The following is a 24,550-nucleotide window of genomic DNA, read 5'->3' on the forward strand; positions in this document are numbered from 1 at the left end:
AAGAACCCGTGAGTGATTTGGGCTGCTCTGGCAGCCCAAATCACTCACGGGTCCGCCGTTGACGCCAGCCCTACCCGGGCGCGTTCCTCAGGCGCCGAGCCCCATGCCGCCGGAGACGGCGAGCGTCTCGCCGGTGACGAAGCCGGCCTCCTCCGAGGCCAGGAACGCGGCTCCCGCCGCCACCTCCTCGGGGGTGCCCAACCGCCCCAGCTGAGTGCCCGCGATCATCGCCGCGACCATCTTGTCGCCCGGCTCACCCAGCGCGCGCACCTTGTCCAGCAGCGGCGTCTCGATGGGCCCCGGCACCAGCGTGTTCGCGGTGATCGCGAACCGGGCGTTCTCCCTGGCGATCGACTTCATGAACCCGATCGCGGCGGCCTTCGTCGCCGCGTACACCGCGTTCCCCTTGGACCCGATCCGTCCGGCCTCCGAGGACACCGTGACGATCCGGCCGTAGCGGGCGCGCTGCATGGCGGGCAGGACCGCCTGGGTGCAGGCGAACACGCCCTCCAGGTTGACCGCGAGCATGCGACGCCACTGGGTCGGCGTGACCTCGGTGAACCAGCAGAACTCGTCGTACCCGGCGTTGTTGACCAGCACGTCGATCGTCCGTTCCCCGCCGAGAGCCGCGCGCACGGCGTCCGGGTCGGAGACGTCCAGCCCGACCGCCTCGCCGCCGATCTCGTCGGCGACCGCGCGCGCGGGCTCCAGATCGATGTCGGCGACCAGCACGTGAGCACCCTCGTCGGCCAGGCGGCGCGCGATACCCGCTCCGATGCCCCGCCCACCGCCGGTGACCACGGCACGCCGACCGTTCAGCCGCCCCATGTCAGCGTCCGGTGAACTTCGGCGCGCGGCGCTCGATCACGGCCGCGAGACCTTCACGGGAGTCCGCCGTGCCGGACAGCTCGGACACCGTTCGCGCCTCGTCCGGCAGCGCGGCCTCGACCGATCGTCCGACGCCGTCCCACAGCAGCCGCTTGCTCGCCGCGAGTGCCAGCGGCGCGCCGTCGGCGAGTGTGGTCGCCAGCTCGTCGGCGGCGGCGTGCAGCTCCTCGTCCGGCACGACCTTGTTGACCAGCCCGATCTCGTAGGCCCGCGCCGCGGTCAGGGTCGGGTTCAGCAGGACGAGCTCCATCGCCCGGTGCAGCCCGATCAGCCGCGACAGGGTCACCGACACCCCGGCGTCCGGGGCCATGCCCGCCCTGGTCGCCCCGGGAAGGAACTTCGCCGACTCGGCCGCGACCACCAGGTCGGCGGCACACACCAGCCCGAACCCACCACCACCGGCCGCGAAGCCGTGCACCGCCGCGATCACCGGGGCGTTCAACCGCATGAGCGCGCCGACCGAGATCTGCAGCCAGGACGTCGCCTCACGCAGGTAGTCCGGCAGCGCCTCGCCCTTCGACGCGAAGTCCTTGATGTCACCACCCGCGCAGAAGTTCGCGCCGGCGCCGGACACCACGAGCACACGCAGCGCGGGCTCGCCGTGGCAGATCATCAGCGCGTCGTAGAGCGACCGCAGGAACGGCACGCTCATGCCGTTGGCCGCCTCCGGCCGGTTGAGCGTCAGGTGCGCGACGCCGTTGTCCTCCAGGTCCAGCAGCGTCATGCCGCTGTCGATCAACTTCCGGGTCACGCCGTCCCTCACTTACGCTCGGTGAATGCCGCGATCGCGGCGTCTCCGGTCGACCCGACCAGATGGTCGAGCACGGCCTCCAGCTCCAGGTCCAGACCCTCGTCCAACGACAGCTCCGCGCTTGCCCGCACCAGCCGCTTGCTCGCGGCGAGTGCGGGAGCGGAGCCGGCGAGCAGTCGGTCGGTCAGGTCGCCGACCGCCTGTTCCAGGTGGTCAGGGGGGACGGCGCGGTAGACAAGGCCCCACGCGGCGGCGTCGGCACCGCTGATCCGGTCGCCGGTCAGGATCAGGCCGAGTGCACGCTGCCGCCCGACGATCTCGGCGAGCCGCTGGGTGCTGCCCCCACCGGGAATCTGGCCGAAACGGGCGTGGATGTCGGCGAGCCGCGCATCGGTCGAGGCCACCGCGATGTCACAGGCCTGAATCAGCTCGAACCCGCCAGCGGCCGCGTTGCCCTCGACGACGACCACGACCGGAACGGGAACCTCGGCGATGGCGGCCAGTGCCGCGCGGAACGACCGGAACAGCTCGGCGAGCGCCTCCCGGCCCTGCTTGCGTAGCCGGTCGACCTCGTGGACGTCACCGCCGACGCTGAGGTTGCCACCGGTGCCCCTGATGACGATCACGTCGCTGCCGGCGGCGAGCTCCCGGACCCCGGCCTCCAGCCCACGCGCCAACCCGACGTTGATCGCGTTGAACACCGAGGGACGGTTCAGCGTCAGCCGCCCGACTCGACCGTCGGCGTGAACCAGTACCTCGTCGGCCACGTCGCCCCCTGCCAGTCAAACTGTCTGGACACACTGTCCGAGAACACTGTGGCCCGCGCGCCGCGCCGAGTCAAGCCGACCTGTGAGAGCGTGACCACGTGAACGTGGCTCCACTGGTGGTCGTCATCGTCGATGATCATGAACTGTTCGCGCAGGGCCTCGCGCTCCTCCTGGAGAGCAAGGCGGGCGACCGGTTCACCGTCGGCGGGCTCACCACGCGTGTCGAGGAAGCGGCCGGACTCGTCGAGTCCTGCGCCGCCGACCTGGCGATCGTCGACCTGGCCATGCCTCCGCTGGGCGGAGCGGTCGCGATCCGTCAGATCAAGCAGCGGCGGCCGAGCACGCGGGTGCTGGCGCTGTCCGGCTCGGACGACCTGGCGCTGGCCGAGCGGGCGCTGCGCGCCGGCGCCGACGGTTTCCTCCCGAAGTCCGCCGATCCCGATGTGCTGCTCAGCCCGCTTCTCACCGTCGCGGCGGGCCTGCGGGTCATGCCGCCCGCACTGCTCGAATCACTGCTCGCCTCGGCCCGCAAACCCCCCGACGAGCTGCTGGAACGGCTCGACAGCCAGGACCGCACGCTGTGGGTGCTGATCGCGCGGGGTCTGGAGACCGCCGACATCGCGACCCGGATGTTCGTTTCGGAACGGACCGCCAAGCGCATGGTCGCCGCGCTACTGCACAAGCTCGACGTGCCCAACCGGACCGAGGCGGCCGGTCTCGCCGGCCACTACGGCCTACTGGACGAATCGGACATGCCCCTGTGAGTGGCAAGGGGTTGTACCCCGAAGGGGCGCCGAAGGCGTAGCAACCCGTGCCACTCACGACCGCTTGTTGGTCGTGAGTGGCACGGGTCGCTATAGGACCCCTTGCCACTCACAGGTCGGATTAGCTAGCGGTGACCAGCGCCTGGCGCTGCACCTCCGCGTCCTCTTCGCCGAACTTGTCCTCCAGCTCCATCGGCGAGTAGTCCTCGTCGATCTCCAGCGGGTTGCGGCCCCTCGCGCCCTGGATCGACTCCAGGCGGCGCATCAACTTCTCGGCCGCGTACTGGGTCATCTCTTCCTGCACGATCCCGAACGGCGCTTCCTTACCCTCGAACCGGCTGTAAATCTCGTTCGTCAGCTCGATCGCGGGTTCCATCAGCTTGCCCATGTGCTGCTCGACGACGGTCCAGTTCGCGTCGTCGGCGGCGACGTGGCGGCGGCAGGTGAAGGTGCCCCACGCCATGTGGCGGCGCTCGTCGTCACCGATGTGCTTGATCAGCTTCTGCATGCCGGGCAGCAGGCCCCTGCTGTTGCACACCTTGGCCCAGGCGAAGTAGCCGGTCAGCGCGAGGCAGCCCTCGACGATGTGGTTGTAGGTCACCGAGGCCCGGACCTGCGCGGCGGGCGACGGGTCGTCCATGAGCGCGTACATGGCCTTGGGCTGCTCGACCTTGAAGATCACGTCGTACGCCGGGCCGTACTCGGCGTAGTCGTGCAGGTCGCCGTCAAGGCCGACCGCGTCGAACCACATCCGGAAGCCCTGCATGTGCTTGGCCTCCTCGAACGCGAACTGCGCGAGGTAGGTCTCGTCGGCCAGCCGCCCCTCGGCCGCCATGGCGTGCATGAACGGCTGGATGTCCTGGGTGACCGACTCCTCGCCTGCCATGAACCGCGCGGCGAGCGACGCGGTCATCAACTGCTCGTCGTCGGTCATCGATGCGAAGTCCTCGGCGTCCTTCGAGAAGTCGATGTCCTCGGGGTTCCAGAACTTCTTGTTGCCCTTGCGGAACAGCTTCATCGGGAACGACTCCATGCGCAGCCCGCCGGGACACAGACTGCCGAAGCCGTTGCGTTTGTTGTGCTCGATGATGCGGTCGATGGCCATCGATGTACTCCTCGGTGAATACGGGAACGGCACGTCACAGCTCGTGTGTCGATCATCACACGGCGGCACAGGCGAATTCGCGGGCCGCGCGCGCCACGGATGGCCCACGGGGGCCAATCCGGTGCACGATCGCCGGATGAGCGCGCCGCAGTGGCCCGAACCCTTGATCGAGAACCTTCGCGAACCCCGTGAACAGCGCGTCGTAGTGCTGGTCCGGCTCGCGGTCGTCGTCTCGTGGGCGCTGCTGCTGATCCTCGAACCCCAGGTGACCGAGACGCATCGGGTCGCGGCCTGGGCCGTGCTGGCGACCGCGGCGGTGTACTCCACGATCCTCGCGGTGTGGCAGCGCCGCGACGTCCGACCGCCGCCGAGCTGGTCGATCACCCTGATGGACTCCCTGCTCACGCTGCTGGCCTGTGGTTTCACCGGCGGAACGGACACACTGGTGGTGGCGGTCCTGCCGCTCATCGTCATCGCGGCCGGGCTCGGTGGACGCCGCGGCTACGTCGTGGCGACCGGGCTGGGCCTCGGCTACGCCCTCGCGGTGTACCTCAGCGGGGAACCGGTGGGCGGCTGGCGCATCGTGCTGCACGGCCTGTGGTGGACCGGCTACCTGCTGGCGACCGCGGTGCTCGTCGAGGTGTTCAGCCGGCTGCTCGAACGGCAGTACGCGGCGGCGGCGAAGTCGAGGGCCGAGGCGATCGCCGAACACGAGGCGCTGCTGGAGGAACGCGACCTGCGGGCCCGGCTCTCCGAGTCGCAGCACGCCCGCCAGGACGGCTTGCGGGTGATCCTGCACGAGTTCCGCACGCCGGTGTCGTCGATGACCGCGCTGAGCAAGGACCTGGCGTCCGGCACGCTGACCGAACCCGCCTCGGCCACCGCACTGTCGCTGATCAACGCGCACGCCGAGCACCTGCGGGACATGCTGGACAACCTCGCCGACCTGGCGCTCGCCGACGGCAGCCCGGTCGGCAGGCCCCGCGAACGCATGGTGTCACTGGCCGAGCTGGCCGACGTGGTCATGGACGCCGCCGCGATCCCCGCGCATCGCCGGTTCGCCGCGATCGACCCCGAGGGCGGGTCGGTGTGGAGCGATCCGCAGCTGCTGCGTCGGGTGCTGACGAACCTCGCGGAGAACGCGGCCCGGCACAGCACCGACGGCCCGGTGGAGCTGCACCTGACCGGCACATCGAACCGGCTCGTCGCCGAGGTCCGCGACCGGGGTCCCGGGCTGCCGCCGGATCAGCTCGGCGAGGTGTCCCGCAAGTACGTGAGCCTCGGTGATCGGCGTGGCACCGCCGGTCTGGGCCTGTGGATCGTCGCGCAGCTGGTCGGCAGCCTGAAGGGCCAGCTCACCCTGTCCGCGCGAGAGAGCGGAGGCCTGGTGGCCCGTCTGGAGATCCCCTTGCCACCCCCTCGTGAGTGATGAGGCACTCACGAGGCCACCCCGGAGGCGGCGCGCCAGGTGCCCAAGATCACATCGGATTCGTCGCGGGGACCTGTCGGCCGACGACAGATCCACACGTGCGGTGGCCAGCGGATCCGCCCCGAAGGGGAGGGTCTATTTTTCCCGCATGGACTACGAGGCTGCCGTCGCCACGTTTTTCACGGCTCCCCCGGAGGGCACGACCGCTCCGGACGTGGTGAACCGTGCCGGACCGTCCCGACAGCTACGCGACGCTCTCGAACCACTCGCCATGCACGCGGTGTGGTCTCACGGTGTGAACGCCGCGCTGGCGGAACGCGGACTGGACTTCCTCTCGGCGTACGTCTACGGGCGCGCGTCGTGCCTCGGTGACGTCCCCTCCTCTGTGGTCACCTCGACGTTCGCGGTGTTCCCGTACGAGCTGATCGACGAGCAGTGGACCACCGGCCAGGGCAAGATCGACAGGACCGAACTCATCGAGCTGCGCGACGAGGCCACCGCCGCGAGCCTCCGCAAGATCCTCGGCGACGTCACGACCGAGCGGGAGATCGTGTGGGTCGCCGGGTCGCTCGAACGGGCCGTCGACAAGGCCGACGGCGCGGGCCGCCCACTGTTCTCGGCGCTGCGCTCGGCCCCCAGGCTCACCGACCCGTACGGGCGGCTGTGGCGAGCGGCGGAGATGGTGCGCGAGCACCGCGGCGACGGGCACGTCGCCGCGAGCGTGGCCGCGGGTCTCGGGCCGTGCGAGATGAACATCGTGACGGAGCTGTGGCTCGGCTACCCGATGGGTGAGTACAGCAACACCCGGGGCTGGTCCCGTGAGGCAACCGAGTCGGCCATCGCGCGGCTCACCGTCGCCGGCTTCATCGCCAACTGGGAGCTGACCGACGACGGCAGGGACTTCCGGGACACGATCGAGAAGCGCACCGACGCCACCCAGCGCAGCCTGATCGACGCGCTCGGCGGACGACTGGGGCCCGTGCTCGACCGGGTGTCGGCCTGGTCCAAGCGCTGCATCGCCGCTGGAGCGTTCCCCTCGGACCCCCGCAAGCGCGCCGCCGGCTGATCGACGTCGCACACGTTCGTGCCGCGTCGCGGACGGTGGGAACATCCGCGACGCGACATCACGGTGTGCGAAGCGCCTGAAGGCCCGCGACGGGCCCGACCACGATGATCGCCGGTGGTCGGAACTGTTCGGTGGCCATTGCGTCCGCGACCTTCGCCAGCGTGCTGCGGAGGGTTCGCTGGTTGCGCATCGTGCCGTTCTGGATGACCGCGACCGGGGTGTCGGACGGACGGCCGTGTTCGATGAGTACCTCGGCGAACGCGGCGATCCGCTGCACTCCCATCAGCAGTACCAGGGTGCCTCGCAACCGGCCGAGCGACGGCCAATCGATGAGTGAGGTCGGGTCGTCCGGGGCGACGTGTCCGGACACGACCACGATCTCGTGGGCCACCCCCCGGTGGCTGACCGGAACGTCGGCGGCGGCGGGCGCGGCGAATGCGCTGGTCACACCGGGCACCACGGTGACGGGGACGCCCGCCTCGGCGCACGCGATGACTTCCTCGAAGCCCCTGCCGTAGACGAACGGGTCGCCGCCCTTGAGCCGGACCACGAACTTCCCGGCCTTGGCGGCGTCGATGAGCGCGGCGTTGATGTGCTCCTGCTGCATCGCCCTGCCGTATGGGATTTTCGACGCGTCGATCACCTCGACGTGCGACGGCAGCTCCTCGAGCAGGCTCTGCGGGGCGAGCCGGTCGGTCACCACGACATCGGCCCTGGACAGCAGACGACGGCCGCGCACGGTGATCAGGCCCGGGTCCCCCGGCCCACCACCCACCAGCGCAACACCGGGCTCCTCGGGTGTGGCCGCATCGTCGACCGTGCCCTCTCGCAGCGCCTCGACCATCGCGGTCCGCACCGAGGCGGAACGCTTGGGATCTCCGCCGGAGATCACCCCGACGGTCAGCCCCTCGTGTTCGCCGACGGCCGGTGTCACCGCTGAGCCCAGCTCGCCGGCATCCGCGCGGACGCAGAAGATCCGGCGGCGGGTCGCCTCGGCGACGACCTGCTCGTTGACGTCGGCGTCGTCGGTGCACGCCAACACGTACCAGGCGTCGGCGAGATCGCCGTCGGTGTAGGTGCGCTGCCGCCAGTCGAGCTCGCCCGCTCCCGCCATGCCCTCGACGACGGCGGTGACCTCGGGTGAGATCACCCGGATCCGGGCGCCGGCGGCGAGCAGCCTCGGCGCCCGGCGCTGCACGACCGAGCCCCCGCCGATCACCACGACGAGACGGTCACGCAGCTCGAGGCCGACCAGGTAGTGCGCCTCAGCCATTACCGACCTCACGTCGGGCTGGCGCGGTCCGGTTCATCTGGGTGAGCACGCTGCATCCTCTCCGTCGTGCCCGGTCGAGGTCAACGTGACGCATATCAGGCAAGGGCGCTCTAGCGTGGCTCACGCTTGCGGGCCGCTCGGCGCAGCTGCAGGATTCGCAGGTAGCCGGGGATCGCCACCAGCAGGATCCCGAGCGCCGCGGCGAACAGCAGCGCGACACCCACGGGTAGCGTTCCGGCCGCGCCGAGGAAGCGGATCTCGGTGGGCACGTTGTTCTGCAGGATGAAGATCAGCAGGAACAGCAGGACGACCGCCGACAGCGTCAGCCCGATCCACAGACCGCTGACCCGCGTCCTGGTGACCGGCACGGAGGTGGGCCGGTTCGGCTCCGGCGCGATCACCGTTCCGCCGGGATCCGGTTTCACGACGGTGCCCGAGCTCGACTGGTCGTGGGTCCCGTTCGAGCCACCGTTCGTGCCGGTGGCGGGCGGCACCGATCCGGGCGTCACCGGACCGCCGTTGCCCTGCTCCCCCGCCCGGTCGCCGTGCCGATGTTCTTCGGCCATGACCCGGTACCCCTTCCGCTGCCGGGCAGGCCCACCTGACGGGACACCGCCTCGCGCGGAGTATCCACCCTCCGTCGGAAATATTCGATCACTGCACGATCGGGTGTCGCCCTCGCGCACGTCCCCACCACCCTCGACCGGTGCACACAGGCTCGACCGCCCGGTGCTGACACCCCCGACTCGCTGTGCCGACGCACCCGACTCGCTGTGCTGACACGCCCGACTCGCTGTGCTGACACGCCCGACTCGCGGGGCGCGCGCACCCCGCCCGCGAGTCGGGCACGCTGGCACCGCGAGTCGGGGTTCACAGCACCGCGAGTCGGGGATCTCGGCAGCGCGAGTCGGGCACGTCAGCACCGCGAGTCGGGGGTTTCGGCAGCGCGAGTCGGTCGCGACCGCGTGGGACTAGCCGTGTGAGGGGGTGCCGGCGGACGTGGCGCTGATCCTTGCCAGCGCGGCAGTGGCCCCGGTGCCGGCGAGCTTCTCGCCGATCAGCTCGACGGTGGAACCGGGAGACGCCAGCTCACCGGCCGCGTACAGCGCGGCGGCCTCGGCCACCGACGGCGTGCCCACCGCGTCCGACACCCGCGTCGAGGGGTTCGGGACGCTCACCGAGGCCAGCTGCCGCGATGAGTAGGTACGCAGTGCGTCGCCCACGACAGCGCGCAGTCCCGGCTCGTCGGCTCTGGCGTCCAGCGTCGCGTACGACTGAACGGTGTCGCGATCCACGCCGTGGTGTTCGAGCAGGGCTCTGACGACCGCCTCGACGTCAGCGGCGTCGACACCGCGCCGGCAGCCCAGGCCGACGACGAACCGGGCGCCGCTCACCGCCCGACGAGCGACCGCGTGCACCTGGCCACGAAGCGCGCCACCGTCTCCGGCTGGCCGGCCGGGTGGGTGTGCAGGTAGGACGCATGTACGCCACCGACCACGAAGCCCTCGGCCGCCGGCACCGCGCCCGGCTGCGCCCATTTCCAGGCGGGTGCCCCGGCGGCGGCGGGGGGCAGGACGGTGGTCCGGTGGAACTCGTGGCCGGTGACCCGCTGTCCTTCGGTGAACAGTGCGGACGAGGTGAGCGCGACCGCGTCCCGGTATCCGAGCTTCAACCGGGGGTTCATCGCGCCGGCGGCCGGCAGCACACCGCACATCGGGTGGCCGTCCAGCTCGGCCGTCAGGTACAGCAGGCCGCCGCATTCGGCATGGATCGGCGCGCCGGTCGCGGCGAGCGCGGCGACCTCGGCACGCAGGCTCTCGTTGGCAGCCAGTGCGGCACCGTGTTCCTCGGGGAACCCGCCGGGCAGCACGAGCCCGGTCGTGCCCTCCGGCAGGTGCGGGTCCCGCACCGGATCGAACACCACGACCTCGGCGCCCGCCGCCGCCAACAGCTCGGCATGCTCGGCGTACCCGAAGGTGAACGCGGACCCTCCGGCAACCGCGACCACCGGACGCGGCCCGGCCTCGATCGGCACGTTCCCCAACGCCGACACGGCATCCCAGCGCTCGCCGGGGGGCCGGACCGGGGCGGCGGCCGCAACCACCCCGTCCAGATCGATATGGGTGGCGGCCAGCTCGGCCATCGCCTCCACGGCCGCCGTGGCTGCGCCACCGTGCTCCGCGGCCGTCACCAGTCCCAGGTGCCGCGAGGGCACGGCGAGCGCGTCCTGACGAGGCAGCGCGCCGAAGACCGGCAGCCCGACCTCCTCGCAGGCGTCGCGCAGCACCTCCTCGTGGCGTGGGCTGCCGACCTGGTTCAGCACCACGCCGGCCAGCCTGGTGCCGGGCCGATAGGTGGCGAACCCGTGCAGCAGCGCCGCGATGCTCCGGCTCTGCCCCCGCGCGTCGACCACCAGAAGAACCGGGGCGCCCAGCAGCCCGGCGACGTGCGCGGTGGAGCCGTCGTTGTCCCCGCCGGTCCCGATCCGACCGTCGAACAGCCCCATGACGCCTTCGACGACGGCGACGTCCGCGCCCTCGGCGCCGTGCGCGAACAACGGCGCCACCCGATGCTCGCCGACGAGCACCGGGTCGAGGTTCCGACCGGGACGACCGGTGGCGAGCGAGTGGTAACCGGGGTCGATGTAGTCGGGGCCGACCTTGAACGGTGCCACGCGAGTACCTCGCCGGCACAGCGCGGCCATCAGGCCGGTGGCCACCGTCGTCTTGCCCGAGCCCGACGCGGCGGCCGCGATCACGATCACCCTGGTCATGACCGGCACGCTACGCGACTCCGCGCGAACCGACCGTCTCCGCTCGTCCACTCAATTGCACCACTCGTCGGTGAACGGTTCACTCCTTCTGGCTCATCTCACGAAGACGCTCAGTTACCGCGAGCGAGCTACCAGCCGTCGTCAACCCTCTTTCGGACCTCTCCGACACAGATGATCTCGTGCCACAGTTACTGCTACGTCTGTCCGGCCGTCCCGAGCCGGTCGGGTCTGGCGAGAGACATCGAGGAGTCACCGTGCGGGTTCGCGCCCTCTTCGCCGCCGCGGTGGTCGCGGCCGCATGCGTGCTCACCGGCACGACCGTCACCGGCCAGCCGGCGACGGCCCAGGCCCAGGACTGCGCGCGCCCCCAGGGCCCGATGGTCGCCTACGGGCACAGCTATCTGCACTCGCCGGAGATCGGCGGTGCGAACGCCAGCTACGCGACGCTCGCGGCCACCGCGCTGCGGGTCAAGCCGGTCATCAGGGCGGTGAACGGCGGCACGACGCTCGACGTCGATGCTCTCGTGCACAAGGGCGCCACCAAGTGGGTGCCCGGCTCCGCCGATCTGGTGCTGATCGACTCGGCGATCAACGACATCGAGCAGAAGCTGCCGACCAAGCAGTGGACGACCGCTCTGCGCCACACGCTGAGCGCCTTCAGCACAGCGCCGGTGCCGATGATCCTGCTGGTCGAGCCGCTGCAGGTGAGCGCGGCCGGGCATCCGGGCCGCGACCCGAAGGTGATCGCCGCCTACGCGGCCGCGCAGCGCAAGGTCGCCTCGGAGTTCGACGCCGTGCGCATCGTCGACGCGCACAGCGGCTGGGTTCCGAGGCTGGATCTGTCGACCGACGGGATCCACCCCAACGCGGTCGGCATGCTGCACCTGGCGCGCGCCGTGCGCAGCACCGCCATTCGTTCGTCCTGCTCGCCCTGACGTCTCACCTCGACCCGGTGTGTCCCCGTTGGCTCGCCCGGGTCCTCGGGGTGCCCCCGCTGGCCATCCAGTGTCTTGGCGTGGTCGGGCGGTATCAACCCCCGGCTTCGCCGGCCTCGCACGCGTTCCTGGTTGCACGGGCTCGGGGGCGAGGGTTCCGGGTTGACACCACCCGACCACGCCAAGTGCAGGCCAGGATCGCGGGGACGGGGGAGGTCTGCGCGCCCACAGCTGCCACGGCTGCCACGGCTCACTGGGTGCACGGCGCGCTCACCAATCACACCAATCACGCTTCGCAGAGCTTCATGCTGCATCGCAGACACTGCAGCATCTGCGACGCGACGTGAAGCTCTGCGAGGTCACTCGGACAACCAACTTGAGCACGGCTAAGTCGGCTCCGCGAGTCTCCGAAGGAGTTCCGGCGAAGGCCGGGCAGTGAATGTCCGCAACCAGGCTCCCGAGCCGGACGGCGGCTCCCAGGGCGACAACAAGCGCGCGCCCGGGCGAGTCCTCGAGCCTTTTTTTCTGGGAGTACCCCAGCGAGCGTTTACGCGAGCCGGGGTGGTCACAGAAAAATATCGCGCGCGGAACAGGCCGAAAAGTCCAGCTCACCACTCGATTCCGCGTTGGCCCTTCTGGCCGGCGTCCATCGGGTGTTTGACCTTCGTCGTCTCCAGCACCAGGTCTGCTGCTTCGATCAGCGCGGGCGGCGCGTCGCGGCCGGTGATCACCACGTGTTGCCTGCCCTCGCGCGCGGTGAGTACTTCGACGACCTCGGCCACGTCGATCCACCCCCATTTGAGCGGGTAGGTGAACTCGTCCAGCACGTACATCTCGTGCTGCTGGCTCTCGATCCGGCGCCGGATCTCGCGCCAGCCTTCCCGCGCCGCCGCTGCGTGGTCCTCCTCGGTGCCCTGCTTGCGCGCCCAGGACCAGCCCTCGCCCATCTTGTGCCATTCGACGGGGCCGCCTTCACCGGTCTCGGTGTGCAGCCGGCCCAGCGCCTGGAACGCGGACTCTTCGCCGACCTTCCACTTCGCGGACTTGACGAACTGGAACACTCCGATCGACCAGCCCTGGTTCCAGGCGCGCAGCGCCATGCCGAACGCGGCGGTCGACTTGCCCTTCATCGCCCCCGTGTGCACGATCAGCAACGGCCTGGTGCGCCGCTGCCTGGTGGTGAGCCCGTCTTTCGGTACTTCGCTGACCTGTCCCTGAGGCATGTGCCGTCCTCCCTTTGTCAGGCCGCGCGCACGGCACGGACCACGCCGGCCACCCGCTCCGCCGACAGTTCCTCGACCGTGACCAGCGGCGCTCCCGCCGCGGTCGCCAGCCGCGCCGCGAGCCCGAGCCGGACGGGTCCGGACTCGCAGTCCACCACGACCGTGGCGATGCCTTCCTCGGCCAGCAGTGTCGCGGCACGTGCGGCGTCTCGCACGGGGTCGCCGCCGGGCCGGGCCGGCACGGTCGCTCGCCCGTCGGTGAGCAGTACCAGTAGTGGCCGTCGCCGGGGGTCGCGCAGCCGCTCCGACGCCAGCACTCGACGGGCCTTGAGCAGCCCGTCGGCGAGCGGCGTGCGGCCACCGGTGCGCAACCGGTCCAGTCTGGCGACCGCGGCGGGCACCGAGGAGGTCGGCGGTAGCAGCAGCTCGGCACCAGCCGCGCGGAAGCTCACCAACCCGACCTTGTCCCGGCGCTGGTAGGCGTCACGCAGCAGTGACAGCACCGCGCCGCTCACCGCCGCCATCCGCCGTCGGGCCGCCATCGAGCCGGAGGCGTCGACGACGAACAGCACCAGGTTGCCCTCACGTCCTTCGCGCACGGCGTGCCGCAGGTCGTCACGGTGCAACCGCAGCCCGGGCCCGCTACGCCCGCGACCGCGCTGGTGGGGCGCCGCGGCCGCGACGGTGGCCGGCAGGTGCAGATCGGCCGCGCGGTGCGGGTTGTCCATCGCGGCGCGGACGACCCTGCCCTGTTCGGTGCGGGCCCGGGACCTGCGTCCGGGTGCCCCTTCACCGACTCCGGGGACGGTCAACAACCGGGCCTTGAATGGGGTGCTCGGAGCGGGCGCCCGCTGCCCCTGACCGTCGCCGACGGGCCTGCTCTGTCCGTTCGAACGGTCCTCGGACTCGCCTGTGGCGCCGCCGCCCGGCCCGTCCGGAGGCTCGGGGGGTCCCGGGTCCTCCGGTGGCCCGCCGCCCGGGTCGTCCGGCCCTTCGGGTGGGTCGACATGGTCGGCGGCCTGGTCCAGCGCGTCGTCCAAGGCCTGCTCGTCCATGCCGGGCTCGTCGAACGGGTCGCGGCGCCTGCGGTGCGGGAGCGCCAGGCGGACCGCGACCCGCACGTCGTCCTCGGTCACCTCCGCCGCGCCGCGCCACGCTGCGTGCGCCATCGCGGTGCGCGCCGTCACCAGGTCCGCCCGCATGCCGTCCACCTCGAACGCGGCACACACGGCCGCGATCCTGCGCAGCTCGGCGTCCGGCAGCCGCACCGCGCCCAACCGGTCCCGTGCCGACGCGATCCGCTCGGCGAGCTCCCGCTCGGTCCGTGCCCAGCCGGCTTCGAACCCGACCGGGTCCGCCTCGAAGGCGAGACGGCGGCGGATCACCTCGACGCGCTGGTCGACGTCCCGGTTCGCGGTCACCTCGACGGTCAGGCCGAACCGGTCGAGCAGCTGCGGCCGCAGTTCTCCCTCTTCCGGGTTCATGGTGCCGACCAGCAGGAACGACGAGGCGTGCGACAGGGACACGCCGTCGCGCTCGACGTGGGCCCGCCCCATCGCGGCGGCGTCCAGCAGCAGGTCGACGAGGTGGTCGTGCAGGAGGTTGACCTCGTCGACGTAGAGGACGCCCCGATGCGCCGAGGCGAGCAGCCCCGGCTGGTAGGCGCGGACCCCCTCGGACAGCGCGCGTTCCAGGTCGAGCGAGCCGATCAGGCGGTCCTCGGTCGCGCCGACCGGCAGTTCGATCAGCGCCGAGGGCCGCACCGTCGAGACCGGCTCGGCGCCGTCCTCGGAGCTGTGCGGCCCGTCCGGGCAGCGGCTGTCCGGATCGGCCGGATCGCACCCGAACCGGCAGCCCACCACGACCCGTCTGCTGGGCAGCAGTCCAGCGAGCGCGCGGACGATCGTGGACTTTGCCGTGCCTTTCTCGCCGCGCACCAGCACGCCGCCGATGCGCGGGTTCACCGCGGTCAGCAGCAGCGCCAGGCGCATGTCGTCGTGCCCGACGACAGCGGAGAACGGGAAGAGCGGGTGAGCCTCGGGACTCGTCGTCACGACACCAGCTCGCGCTTGGGCCTGCGCATGCGCACGTGCTCGATGCCGTCCCAGTCGTAGGCCTCACCCTCCGGCACGAAGCCGAAATGGGTGTAGAAGTCGACCAGGTGGCTCTGCGCGTCCGCGACGCACTCGTCGTCGCCGACCTCCGCCATCACCGCGTCCATCAGGCGACGGCCGAGCTTGCGGCCACGCACCGAGGCCGCCGTGCACAGCCGTCCGATGCGGTACGTGCCGTCCGGGTCCTTGAGCAGCCGCACGCACCCCAGCACGGGCTCGGGGTCGCCGGTGCCGCCCAGCCAGTAGTGCCGGGCGCGGGGCTCGAGGTCACGGCCGTCGAGCTCGGGGTAGGCACATTTCTGTTCGACGACGAACACGTCGACCCGCAACCGCAGGATCGCGTAGAGAGTGCCCGGTTCGAGATCCGCGGCCCACGCGCGGTGCACCGTGGCTGAGAGGGAGTCGTTCACTGCCCCTGCCTACCAGACATGCCGTCGGATGGGCGAGCGCATGAGGGCGATTCATCATCAGCCGGTCATCACAGGACACCGGCCCGACCATGACGGAAACGATGTGGTCAGACCAGGTGCGGCCGGTGTCCGCCCGGCCGGATGAGTGCCCCACCGGCAACCGCGGCGGGCAACCACCCGGCCAGCGCTCGGGCGGAGCCGGACTGACCACCCCCCACGGCGGTCAGGCACCTGGAACATCAGATTTATCGCCAGCACCGCTGTTCGGGTTACCGATTTCGGTCAGGTTTCTTACCGTTCGACCGCCCACGGCGCCGCGGCGGCGTCCGCACTAGTGTCGAGGTGTGCGCCATTTCGATCTCGTGATCATCGGCTCCGGTTCCGGCAACACGCTGCCCGACGAGCGGTTCTCCCATCTGAACGTCGCCATCGTCGAACACGGTGTGTTCGGCGGGACCTGTCTCAACGTGGGCTGTATCCCGACCAAGATGTACGTCTACGCCGCCGACGTGGCGCGGGAGATCGCAGAGTCCAGCCGTTACGGCATCGACTCGACGGTGGACAAGGTCCGCTGGTCCGACATCCGGGACCGAATCTTCAACCGCATCGACCCGATCTCGGAGGGCGGCAGGAACTACCGCGCCGAGGGGTCCGCCAACATCACCCTGTTCACCGGCCACGCGGAGTTCACCGGCCCGGGGAAGCTGTCCATCGCGCTGAACGACGGGGGCACCGAGGAGATCACCTCGGACCGTGTGGTCGTGGCCGCCGGTTCCCGGCCGGTCATCCCCTCGGTCATCGCCGATGCCGGCGTTCCGTACTACACGTCGGACAACATCATGCGGCTCGACGACCTGCCGCGCCGGTTGGTGATCCTCGGCGGCGGGTACATCGGCATGGAGTTCGCCCACGTGTTCTCCGCGCTCGGCACCGAGGTCACCGTCGTGGCCCGGGGTGAGTTCCTGCTGCGTCATCAGGACGAGACGGTCGCCACGCATTTCACCGAGCTGGCCAAGCGCAAGTGGGACGTACGCACCGGATCTCCGGTCAAGGCGTGCGAGACGACCGGCGGGGGAATCCGGCTCACCTTGGCGGACGGGTCCACCGCCGAGGGCGACGCGCTGCTGCTGGCCACCGGTCGCGTCCCGAACAGCGACCGGCTGAACCTCGACTCCGCGGGCGTCAACACCCACCCGGACGGCCGGATCGTGGTCGACGAGTACCAGCAGACCTCCGCCCACGGCGTCTACGCGCTCGGCGACGTCAGCTCGCCCTACCAGCTCAAGCACGTCGCCAACCACGAGGCCAAGGTGGTCGCGCACAACCTGCTGCACGCGGACGCGCCCCGGCGCGTCGACCACCGCTTCGTGCCGTCCGCGGTGTTCACCTCGCCGCAGATCGCCGCGGTCGGGCTGACCGAGGCCGAGTGCCGCGAGCGCGGTCTCGACTACGTCTCGGCGGTGCAGGACTACGCGTCGGTCGCCTATGGCTGGGCGATGGAGGACACCACCGGCTTCTGCAAGCTGCTCGCCGACCGCGAGACCGGGCAGCTCCTCGGCGCCCACATCCTCGGCTCGCAGGCCTCGACGGTCATCCAGCCGCTGATCCAGGCGATGTCCTTCGGCCTACCGGCACGGGAGATGGCGACGGGCCAGTACTGGATCCACCCCGCCCTGCCCGAGGTGGTGGAGAACGCCCTGCTCAGCCTGCCCCTGGACTGACCACAGGCACCTCAGTGGCTCCTCCCGGCCGCACACCGGCCTGGCGGCTCGCACAGACCGAGTCCACGCCGCACAGAGGCCCCGGCCTCTGTGCGGCGTCGAGAGCCTCTGTGCGGGCTAGACGACCGCGCCGGGCGGGACGAACGGCAGAGCCGGCGGGGCACCGTGGTCGATCAGACGCAGGATCGCGTCGGTGTCGAGGTGCTGTTCGACCAGGTCGCCGAGCAGGTCGAGCTGCGCTGATCGCACGTCGGTGAAGCACGTGTCCGGTGCCGGTTCGAAGCCGTCCGGCGCCATTCGGCGCAGCAACGCTCGCCGGAAGGCGTCGTTCTCCAGCAGGCCGTGCCAATGGGTGCCGAGCACTACGCCGGCGTCGGAGCCCTCCCCCACGCCGTCCTCGGTGGTCACCAATGGTGCAGCACCGTTGGTGACCACGCGGCCGTGGTGGATCTCGTAACCGTGGACCGGCTCACCGAACGCGCGCCCGCTCGGGCGGGCGAGGTGTTTGGCCCGCTCGAAATGGATCTCCAGGTCGAGCAGCCCCAGCCCGTCCACCGCTCCGCGCCGGGACTCGACCTCGTCCACGATCCGACGGGCCAGCATCTGGTAGCCGCCGCAGATGCCCAGCACCGGACGTCCGGCTCGGGCGTGCGCCAGCACCGCGTCGGCCAGCCCGGTGGCGCGCAGCCACTCCAGGTCGTCGACCGTCGACTTGGAGCCGGGAAGGACCACGACGTCGGTGTCGGTGAGCCGGGACGGCTCGGTCACGTAGCGGACCGCGACACCCGGTTCGCAGGCCAGTGCCTCGACGTCGGTGGAGTTGGAGATTCGGGGGAATCGCGGCACCGCGACCCGCAGCCAGCGATCACCGAGTGGCGGCCCGGGCCGTCCGATGACGCCGTCTGTGACCGCGGAGAGGGAGTCCTCGGCGTCCAGCCACAGCCGGGTGTCGAACGGCAGGACACCGTAGGTCGGGCGCCCGGTGAGCACGCGAAGTTGTTCCAGCCCCGGTTCGAGAAGGGTCGGGTCGCCCCGGAACTTGTTGATCACGAACCCGGCGACGAGCGCCTGGTCCTCCGGGCCGAGCAGGGCGAGTGTGCCGAACAGGTGGGCCAGTACCCCGCCCCGGTCGATGTCCCCGATGACCAGGACCGGCAGCCCCGCCGCCCTGGCCAGCCCCATGTTGGCGATGTCGTTGGCGCGCAGGTTGATCTCGGCGGGCGAGCCTGCGCCCTCGCAGATCACCACGTCGTAGTCCGCGCGCAGGCTCGCCAGCGTGTCGACGACCGTGGACAGCAGCAGCGACTTGCGCTCGGCATAGGTGCGGGCGCTGACCGTCCCGTCCACCTTGCCGAGCACCACCACCTGCGAGGAGCGGTCGCTGCCCGGCTTGAGCAGCACGGGGTTGAACCGGATCGACGGTTCGAGACCGCACGCGGTGGCCTGCATGGCCTGCGCCCGGCCGATCTCGCCGCCGTCGGGGGTCACGACCGAGTTGTTGGACATGTTCTGCGCCTTGAACGGCGCGACCTTCACCCCGCGTCGCGCCAGCCATCGACACAGGCCCGTGACCAGGAAACTCTTGCCGGCATCGGACGTCGTACCGGCCACCAGCAGGCTCACGGCAGGGTGAGGATCTCCGAGCCGTCCGCGGTGACCAGCACGGTGTGTTCGAACTGCGCGGTCCGCTTACGGTCCTTCGTCACGACGGTCCAGCCGTCGTCCCAGATGTCGTAGTCGATCGTGCCCAGGTTGATCATCGGCTCGATGGTGAACGTCATGCCCGTCTCGAGCACCGTGTCCACCTCGGGCGCGTCGTAGTGCAGCACGACCAGACCGGAGTGGAAGGCACGCCCGATGCCGTGCCCGGTGAAGTCACGCACGACGCCGTAGTCGAAGCGTTTGGCGTAGGACTCGATGACCCGGCCCACCACGTTGAGCGGGCGTCCGGGGCGCACGGCCTTGATCGCGCGCATCGTCGCCTCGCGGGTGCGCTCGACGAGCAGCCGGTCCTCCTCGGACACGTCGCCGGCCAGGAACGTGGCGTTGGTGTCGCCGTGGACACCACCGATGAACGCCGTGACGTCGATGTTGACGATGTCACCGTCGGCGATCACCGTGGAGTCGGGGATGCCGTGGCAGATGACCTCGTTGAGGCTCGTGCAGCAGCTCTTCGGGTAGCCCCGGTAGCCCAGCGTCGACGGGTAGGCGTCGTGGTCGCACAGGAACTCGTGGACGACCCGGTCGACCTCGTCGGTGGTGACGCCGGGTGCCACGGCCTCGCCACCGGCGGCGAGTGCCTGCGCCGCGATCCGCGACGCGACCCGCATCGCCTCGATCACCTCGGTCGGCTGCACCCAGGGATCGCTGCTCGGTGTCGGCGCTGCCTTGCCGACGTACTCCGGGCGGGGGATCTGTGGCGGGACCGGCCGCATCGGCGAGACACGGCCCGGGGTGAGCGCTTCACGTACGGGCATCCCTCTACCTTAGGCGGAGCGTGTCCAGCGTGTGGCAAGCAGCGCCAGGAGTCGCCAGCCGATCAGCAGGACCGCCAGGCTGATCGAGGCCACCAGAACGAAGGACAGCGGCAGCCGATGAGTGAACACCGTACGCACGGCCAGGCCGATGCCCGCGGTGACGGCCCAGACGAACGCGCCGGTCGGCAGCGTCAGCGGGGCGCGCCACACGCGGCCGACGAGCCAGCCGAGCAGCAGCGCCACGAGGAACGGCCCGGCGGTGGTCAACGTGCCGAGTACGGTGATGCCCTCGGCGTGTGAGTTACGGCCGATGGCGGCGAACACCAGCACCACGATCAGGTCGACGACGGCGGCGGTGGCGACAGCACCGGCGACGGGTCGGACGGTCTGCGAGGTCACGCCCACAGGGTATGCCGGGCCGAGCCGCGATCACCGCTCAGGCTGACGTGCGGGCGCCCGGACGACCTCGCGGCCTCTCACGACTTCGCAGAGCTTCCTGTCGTGTCGCAGACACTGCAGTGTCTGCGACACAACACGACGCTCTGCGAGACGAACCGCGGCGCGGTCATCGGTCAGGTTCGGGGCAGGAGCCCGAATCCGAGGACCCCGGCCGTCCGGCCGATCGACACGCGTCGGACTCTCACCTGGTCGCCCTCGTTGCCGCCGATCGTGGTCAGCTCGCCGCCCTCGTTCGCTAGCACCATGCTGGCATGCTGGCCGAACGGGCTCTGCGCGCTGTAGAAGACGACGTCGCCGACCGTGGGCTGGTGTCCGGAGTCCGGGGTGCGGAAGCGACCGGCCGAGCGGTAGTAGTCGGCCAGCGTGCGCGTGCCCGGAATGCGCCAGCCTCCGCTGTTCGGGTTCACCAGCGGCATCCCGGCGGCGCGCAGGTTCCAGCTGATGAAGTCCGCGCACCACGGCTCCGGCACACCCGACGAGTACTTGGTGGCCGGTTCCCGTGCCGCGTGCTCGCGCCGCAAGATGTCCACCAGCCGCAGCTGACCGGGGTCGAGACCGGTCGGGGCGATGAGCGGGAACTCGTCGACCGCGTGCGTCCACGACGCTCCGGGAGGCGCCGTCTCCGCCGGCCGCGCCACGAAGCAACCGGCCAGTGCCGCGCCGAGGAGCAGCAGGACACCCGCGACTAGCCAGCATCGGCGCACACCACGACCGTAGCGAACCGGAACCGGGCGGCGGGCGCTTTCTAGAACAACACCGTCGCGAAACTGGCGATCTGGCTGAAGCCGACCCGCGAGTAGACCGCGCGCGCCGGCGAGTTGTAGGCGTTGACGTACAGGCTGGCGACCCGCCCGAGGTCGATCAGCCGTTCCACCACCGCGGCGGTACCGGTGGCTCCGTAACCGTGGCCCCGGCAGTCGGGCCGCACCCAGACGCCCTGGATCTGTCCGACCCGGGACGACAGGGCCCCGATCTCGGCCTTGAACACGACCTCGCCGTCCTCGAACCGAGCGAACGCCCTGCCGCTGGCGATCTGTTCGGCGACCCTGGCCCGGTAGCCGACGCCACCGTCGCCGAGGCGCGGGTCGATGCCGACCTCCTCGGTGAACATCGCCACGGCGGCGGGCAGGTAGCGGTCGAGCTCGTCGGGGCGCACGGCGCGGACCTTCGGGTCGGCCGTGATCGCCGGACGGGTGGGCAGGACCATCAACGGCTGGTCGTGGCGGACCTCACGCGCGGGCGTCCAGTGCCCGGACAGCTCTTCCCACAGCGGGAGAACCAGCTCGGCGCGACCCACCATGGACGAACAGGACCGGCCGACGCGGCGGGCGCGCTCGGCGAACGCGCGCAGTGAGGCGCGCTCGCCGCGCAGCGGAACCAGGTTGGCTCCCGCGAAGCACAGGCCGTCGAGCCGCGAGCCCACTCCCCACAGCTCGCCACCGAGCCGCCAGGAGTCGACCCCGGCAAGCTCCACCCGGGAGGCGACCATGCAGGTGGCAACCGGGTCGGAATCCAGCACCAGCTGCACACCCGCCCTATCCCGCTCGTCGAGCAGGCGCGGACCGGCAACTCTCAGCACTTGACTAGATTGCCAGAATCAACCTGAGCGTTCACCTGTAAGTTGCCAACCAATCAGGTGACGGTGACCTCGGGAGCACCGGACGGCACTCCCGCATCCTGCAGATCCTCGGCCATCCGCATCGCTTCCTCGATGAGGGTCTCCACGATCTGGTGCTCCGGGACCGTCTTGATGACCTCGCCCTTGACGAAGATCTGGCCCTTGCCGTTGCCGGACGCGACACCGAGGTCCGCTTCGCGTGCCTCGCCGGGCCCGTTCACGACGCAACCCATGACCGCGACCCGCAGCGGGACCTCCATGCCGGTGAGCCCGGCGGTGACCTCGTCGGCGAGCTTGTAGACGTCGACCTGCGCGCGCCCGCACGACGGGCAGGACACGATCTCCAGCTTGCGCGGCCGAAGGTTGAGCGACTCCAGGATCTGGTTGCCGACCTTGACCTCTTCGACGGGCGGCGCGGACAGCGACACCCGGATCGTGTCGCCGATGCCCTGGGACAGCAGCGCGCCGAACGCGGTGGCCGACTTGATCGTGCCCTGGAACGCGGGCCCTGCCTCGGTGACGCCGAGGTGCAGCGGATAGTCGCACTGCTGCGCGAGCAGCTCGTAGGCGCGCACCATGACCACCGGGTCGTGGTGCTTGACCGAGATCTTCACGTCGTAGAAGTCGTGTTCGGCGAACAGGCCCGCTTCCCACAGCGCCGATTCGACGAGCGCTTCCGGGGTGGCCTTGCCGTACTTCTCCAGCAGGCGCTTGTCGAGCGAACCGGCGTTGACGCCGATCCGGATCGGGGTGCCGTGCGCCTTGGCTTCCTGCGCGATCTGCTTGACCTGGTCGTCGAACTTGCGGATGTTGCCGGGGTTCACCCGGACGGCCGCGCAGCCCGCGTCGATCGCGGCGAAGACGTACTTCGGCTGGAAGTGGATGTCCGCGATGACCGGCAGCTTCGACTTCTTGGCGATCGCCGGGAGCGCGTCCGCGTCGTCCTGCGACGGGCAGGCGACCCGGACGATGTCGCAGCCGGCGGCGGTGAGCTCGGCGATCTGCTGGAGGGTCGCGTTGACGTCGGAGGTGAGGGTGGTGGTCATGGACTGCACCGACACCGGGGACTGGCTGCCGACCCCGACGTCCCCGACGCGCAGTTGGCGGGTCGGGCGGCGGGCGGCGAGGGTAGGCGGCGGAGGCGCTGGCATACCGAGGTTGGTGGCGCTCACGACACCAGTATCGCGCAGCAACCCGCGCGATGCCCGTGCGCGTGGCAAGTCCCACCCCATCGCCACCCCCGCACACCTCCTCCACACGTCACGAATGTGGCTTTAGGGACGTTGGACGTCCCTAAAGCCACATTCGTGCCACGGGGGCGGGGTGGTGGGCTGAGCGCCGGCTGAGGGGTTGTGGTGGTCGGCTTTAGGTTGTGCGCGGTTGGGGGGTGCAGGGTGGCCGGATGGTCACCGCACTCGTGACGGCCGGGTACTCCGGTCCCCCGCCGTTGACGGTCTGGCGTGGTGTCAGCACCTGGACGGTCGACCCGGCCGCGATCATCGGGCTGGTGGCGGCCGCCGGCTACCTCCTCGGGGCTCGCGCGCTGCGTGGTCGTGGGGTCGACTGGCCGTCGAGCCGGTCCTGGAGCTTCGTCGCGGGTGGGATCGGCACGCTGCTGGTGGTGACGGCGGGACCGATCGGCTCCTACGCGGGCGTCCTGTTCTGGGTACGCGCTGTGCAGAACGTCACGCTGCTGATGATCGTGCCGATGTTCCTCGCGATGGGCGCGCCGTTGACCATGCTGCGGGACCTGGCGCCGGCCGGGCGCCGCGCCGCGCTGAGCCGGGTGCTGCACTCGGCGGCAGCGAGGAGACTCACATTCCCGCTGGTCATCACGCCGATCTTCGTGGCACCGCTCCCACTGATCTATCTGACGCCGATCTACGAGGCCGGCCTCGACCACACCTGGGCCGGGGCGCTGGTCGGCCTGTGGCTGCTGGGTTCGGGCTGGATGTACTTCTGGACCAGGTTCCGCATCGATCCGACGCCGAGGACCGACACGTACCTGGTCAGCCTGGGAATCAGCGCGGCCGAGGTGGTCCTCGACGGCGCGCTCGGGCTCGCCGTCTGGCTCGGGCCGCTCATCGCGGCGCGCTACTACCAGGGGCTCGCGCGACCGTGGGGCCCGGACATCAGGACCGACCAGATCATCGGAGCCGGCATCCTGTGGATCGGCGGCGACCTCGCCGGTCTGCCGTTCCTCGGCATCGTGCTGCGCAGGATGACCTCGGAGGACGCCGAGCAGGCAGCGGAGATCGACGCCGAGCTGGACCGTCAGGAGGTCGAGCTCGCGGCCGAACCCGACGACGGCCGCCCGAAGCTCTGGTGGGAGGACCACCCCGAACTGGCTGAGCGGTTCCGCCGCCGCTGAGTCGTCAGGTGACCAGGCGGATCGTCAGCGGGTAGCGGTAGTACTCGCCCTTGTTCGCCTTGACCGTGCCCAGGATCGTGCACACCAGCCACAGGATGCCAACCACGGCCCAGATCAGGAACCCGAGCCCGACCAGCCACAGAAGAAGCCCGCCGATGATCGAGTAGATCAGCACGCTGATGTTGAAGTTCAGCGCCTCGACACTGTGGGCCCTGACGAACGGCGACCGGTCGCCTCGGATCACCAGCACCAGCAGCGGGCCGACCAGGCCGAGGAAGATCCAGGCACCCACGATCGCCGAGAGATGCGCACCCATCGCCCAGTTGCGGTCGTCCTGGCTGACTCCGGCGCCCACCGGGCCCTGGTAGGGCCGTGGCGCATCGCCTGTACTCATGTCGGCGAGCGT

24 protein-coding genes are annotated in these 24,550 nt (G+C 70.6%); 6 read left to right on the forward strand and 18 right to left on the reverse strand.

What is annotated here, in order from left to right:
• Positions 1–87 precede the first annotated feature (87 nt).
• Genes G406_RS0101420 through G406_RS0101430 form a run of 3 tightly spaced genes read right to left on the reverse strand, consistent with a single transcriptional unit; the run spans position 88 to position 2,406 of the window.
• Positions 88–828 (reverse strand): SDR family NAD(P)-dependent oxidoreductase, encoded by a 741-nt coding sequence (locus G406_RS0101420; protein WP_028932396.1) that lies wholly within the window; start codon positions 826–828, stop codon positions 88–90.
• Position 829: 1 nt separating this feature from the next.
• Positions 830–1,639 carry an enoyl-CoA hydratase/isomerase family protein gene (locus G406_RS0101425; protein WP_028932397.1) on the reverse strand — a complete coding sequence of 270 codons (810 nt, stop codon included), beginning with the start codon at positions 1,637–1,639 and terminating at the stop codon, positions 830–832.
• An 8-nt stretch (positions 1,640–1,647) separates the two neighbouring features.
• A complete protein-coding gene (locus tag G406_RS0101430; RefSeq protein ID WP_028932398.1) occupies positions 1,648–2,406 on the reverse strand; it encodes an enoyl-CoA hydratase/isomerase family protein in 759 nt (252 codons plus the stop codon).
• Positions 2,407–2,504: 98 nt separating this feature from the next.
• Here G406_RS0101430 and G406_RS0101435 point away from each other — a divergent pair, with 98 nt between their 5' ends.
• Positions 2,505–3,170 (forward strand): response regulator, encoded by a 666-nt coding sequence (locus G406_RS0101435; RefSeq protein WP_028932399.1) that lies wholly within the window; start codon positions 2,505–2,507, stop codon positions 3,168–3,170.
• A 121-nt stretch (positions 3,171–3,291) separates the two neighbouring features.
• On the opposite strand, the gene G406_RS0101440 is transcribed toward G406_RS0101435, so the two are convergent.
• Entirely contained in the window at positions 3,292–4,275 is a 984-nt protein-coding gene (locus tag G406_RS0101440; protein WP_028932400.1) for a R2-like ligand-binding oxidase, read from the reverse strand.
• Between the two features lie 136 nt (positions 4,276–4,411).
• Here G406_RS0101440 and G406_RS0101445 point away from each other — a divergent pair, with 136 nt between their 5' ends.
• Positions 4,412–5,704: a sensor histidine kinase gene (locus G406_RS0101445; RefSeq protein ID WP_051341294.1), complete on the forward strand. Its 1,293-nt coding sequence runs from the start codon at positions 4,412–4,414 to the stop codon at positions 5,702–5,704.
• 148 nt (positions 5,705–5,852) lie between these two features.
• Positions 5,853–6,770: an SCO6745 family protein gene (locus G406_RS53530; protein ID WP_051341296.1), complete on the forward strand. Its 918-nt coding sequence runs from the start codon at positions 5,853–5,855 to the stop codon at positions 6,768–6,770.
• Positions 6,771–6,828: 58 nt separating this feature from the next.
• Here the strand turns inward: G406_RS53530 and cobA are convergent, their stop codons facing one another.
• From cobA to G406_RS0101470, 4 genes are all read right to left on the reverse strand, one after another.
• A complete protein-coding gene (gene cobA / locus G406_RS0101455; protein ID WP_028932402.1) occupies positions 6,829–8,043 on the reverse strand; it encodes a uroporphyrinogen-III C-methyltransferase in 1,215 nt (404 codons plus the stop codon).
• Between the two features lie 110 nt (positions 8,044–8,153).
• On the reverse strand, positions 8,154–8,609 hold the full coding sequence (locus G406_RS55375; RefSeq protein WP_084215692.1) for a LapA family protein: 456 nt from the start codon (positions 8,607–8,609) through the stop codon (positions 8,154–8,156).
• Positions 8,610–9,014: 405 nt separating this feature from the next.
• Positions 9,015–9,437, reverse strand: a complete 423-nt coding sequence (locus tag G406_RS44035; protein WP_037074879.1) for a cobalamin biosynthesis protein — start codon at positions 9,435–9,437, stop codon at positions 9,015–9,017.
• On the reverse strand, positions 9,434–10,816 hold the full coding sequence (locus tag G406_RS0101470) for a cobyrinic acid a,c-diamide synthase CobB (protein ID WP_028932404.1): 1,383 nt from the start codon (positions 10,814–10,816) through the stop codon (positions 9,434–9,436). Before G406_RS0101470 ends, G406_RS44035 begins: the two co-directional genes overlap by 4 nt.
• A 254-nt stretch (positions 10,817–11,070) precedes the next feature.
• Between G406_RS0101470 and G406_RS0101475 the strand changes: the two genes are divergently transcribed.
• A complete protein-coding gene (locus G406_RS0101475) occupies positions 11,071–11,751 on the forward strand; it encodes an SGNH/GDSL hydrolase family protein (protein WP_028932405.1) in 681 nt (226 codons plus the stop codon).
• Between the two features lie 608 nt (positions 11,752–12,359).
• Here G406_RS0101475 and cobO read toward each other — a convergent pair.
• Genes cobO through G406_RS0101490 form a run of 3 tightly spaced genes read right to left on the reverse strand, consistent with a single transcriptional unit; the run spans position 12,360 to position 15,498 of the window.
• The gene (cobO, locus tag G406_RS0101480; protein ID WP_028932406.1) at positions 12,360–12,974 is read right to left on the reverse strand and encodes a cob(I)yrinic acid a,c-diamide adenosyltransferase; all 615 of its coding nucleotides are present in this window, start codon (positions 12,972–12,974) and stop codon (positions 12,360–12,362) included.
• A 17-nt stretch (positions 12,975–12,991) separates the two neighbouring features.
• The gene (locus tag G406_RS0101485) at positions 12,992–15,028 is read right to left on the reverse strand and encodes a putative cobaltochelatase (protein WP_028932407.1); all 2,037 of its coding nucleotides are present in this window, start codon (positions 15,026–15,028) and stop codon (positions 12,992–12,994) included.
• On the reverse strand, positions 15,025–15,498 hold the full coding sequence (locus G406_RS0101490) for a GNAT family N-acetyltransferase (RefSeq protein WP_028932408.1): 474 nt from the start codon (positions 15,496–15,498) through the stop codon (positions 15,025–15,027). The genes G406_RS0101485 and G406_RS0101490 overlap by 4 nt, the downstream gene beginning before the upstream one ends.
• Positions 15,499–15,842: 344 nt before the next feature.
• Between G406_RS0101490 and G406_RS0101495 the strand changes: the two genes are divergently transcribed.
• Positions 15,843–17,219 (forward strand): mycothione reductase, encoded by a 1,377-nt coding sequence (locus G406_RS0101495; RefSeq protein WP_028932409.1) that lies wholly within the window; start codon positions 15,843–15,845, stop codon positions 17,217–17,219.
• A 117-nt stretch (positions 17,220–17,336) separates the two neighbouring features.
• Here G406_RS0101495 and G406_RS0101500 read toward each other — a convergent pair whose 3' ends face one another.
• From G406_RS0101500 to ispG, 6 genes are all read right to left on the reverse strand, one after another.
• Positions 17,337–18,842, reverse strand: a complete 1,506-nt coding sequence (locus G406_RS0101500) for a cobyric acid synthase (RefSeq protein WP_037074624.1) — start codon at positions 18,840–18,842, stop codon at positions 17,337–17,339.
• Positions 18,839–19,696 carry a type I methionyl aminopeptidase gene (gene map, locus G406_RS0101505; RefSeq protein WP_028932411.1) on the reverse strand — a complete coding sequence of 286 codons (858 nt, stop codon included), beginning with the start codon at positions 19,694–19,696 and terminating at the stop codon, positions 18,839–18,841. The genes G406_RS0101500 and map overlap by 4 nt, the downstream gene beginning before the upstream one ends.
• Positions 19,697–19,705: 9 nt before the next feature.
• Positions 19,706–20,095 (reverse strand): DUF3054 domain-containing protein, encoded by a 390-nt coding sequence (locus G406_RS0101510; protein WP_028932412.1) that lies wholly within the window; start codon positions 20,093–20,095, stop codon positions 19,706–19,708.
• A 173-nt stretch (positions 20,096–20,268) separates the two neighbouring features.
• The gene (locus G406_RS44040; RefSeq protein WP_037074626.1) at positions 20,269–20,859 is read right to left on the reverse strand and encodes a CHAP domain-containing protein; all 591 of its coding nucleotides are present in this window, start codon (positions 20,857–20,859) and stop codon (positions 20,269–20,271) included.
• Positions 20,860–20,900: 41 nt separating this feature from the next.
• Positions 20,901–21,734, reverse strand: coding sequence for a GNAT family N-acetyltransferase (locus G406_RS0101520; protein ID WP_028932413.1), 834 nt, complete (start codon positions 21,732–21,734; stop codon positions 20,901–20,903).
• Positions 21,735–21,787: 53 nt separating this feature from the next.
• Positions 21,788–22,924, reverse strand: coding sequence for a flavodoxin-dependent (E)-4-hydroxy-3-methylbut-2-enyl-diphosphate synthase (gene ispG / locus G406_RS0101525; RefSeq protein WP_028932414.1), 1,137 nt, complete (start codon positions 22,922–22,924; stop codon positions 21,788–21,790).
• Between the two features lie 251 nt (positions 22,925–23,175).
• Here ispG and G406_RS0101530 point away from each other — a divergent pair, with 251 nt between their 5' ends.
• Positions 23,176–24,144: a cytochrome c oxidase assembly protein gene (locus tag G406_RS0101530; RefSeq protein ID WP_051341299.1), complete on the forward strand. Its 969-nt coding sequence runs from the start codon at positions 23,176–23,178 to the stop codon at positions 24,142–24,144.
• Positions 24,145–24,148: 4 nt separating this feature from the next.
• Here G406_RS0101530 and G406_RS0101535 read toward each other — a convergent pair whose 3' ends face one another.
• Complete coding sequence (locus G406_RS0101535; RefSeq protein WP_037074628.1) at positions 24,149–24,538, reverse strand: DUF4870 domain-containing protein; 390 nt, start codon at positions 24,536–24,538, stop codon at positions 24,149–24,151.
• Positions 24,539–24,550 lie beyond the last annotated feature (12 nt).

The sequence above is a fragment of the Actinospineispora spinosispora DSM 44797 genome (assembly GCF_000429025.1).
GTDB lineage: Bacteria > Actinomycetota > Actinomycetes > Mycobacteriales > Pseudonocardiaceae > Pseudonocardia > Pseudonocardia spinosispora.

Bases quoted from the DNA above. Each gene is read 5' to 3' on its own strand.
- G406_RS0101420 (WP_028932396.1), bottom strand. From the start codon at position 828: ATGGGGCGGCTGAACGGTCGGCGTGCCGTGGTCACCGGCGGTGGGCGG.
- G406_RS0101440 (WP_028932400.1), bottom strand. From the start codon at position 4,275: ATGGCCATCGACCGCATCATCGAGCACAACAAACGCAACGGCTTCGGC.
- G406_RS0101445 (WP_051341294.1), top strand. From the start codon at position 4,412: ATGAGCGCGCCGCAGTGGCCCGAACCCTTGATCGAGAACCTTCGCGAA.
- G406_RS53530 (WP_051341296.1), top strand. From the start codon at position 5,853: ATGGACTACGAGGCTGCCGTCGCCACGTTTTTCACGGCTCCCCCGGAG.
- cobA (WP_028932402.1), bottom strand. From the start codon at position 8,043: ATGGCTGAGGCGCACTACCTGGTCGGCCTCGAGCTGCGTGACCGTCTC.
- G406_RS55375 (WP_084215692.1), bottom strand. From the start codon at position 8,609: ATGGCCGAAGAACATCGGCACGGCGACCGGGCGGGGGAGCAGGGCAAC.
- G406_RS0101470 (WP_028932404.1), bottom strand. From the start codon at position 10,816: ATGACCAGGGTGATCGTGATCGCGGCCGCCGCGTCGGGCTCGGGCAAG.
- cobO (WP_028932406.1), bottom strand. From the start codon at position 12,974: ATGCCTCAGGGACAGGTCAGCGAAGTACCGAAAGACGGGCTCACCACC.
- map (WP_028932411.1), bottom strand. From the start codon at position 19,696: ATGCCCGTACGTGAAGCGCTCACCCCGGGCCGTGTCTCGCCGATGCGG.
- ispG (WP_028932414.1), bottom strand. From the start codon at position 22,924: ATGCCAGCGCCTCCGCCGCCTACCCTCGCCGCCCGCCGCCCGACCCGC.
- G406_RS0101530 (WP_051341299.1), top strand. From the start codon at position 23,176: ATGGTCACCGCACTCGTGACGGCCGGGTACTCCGGTCCCCCGCCGTTG.
- G406_RS0101535 (WP_037074628.1), bottom strand. From the start codon at position 24,538: ATGAGTACAGGCGATGCGCCACGGCCCTACCAGGGCCCGGTGGGCGCC.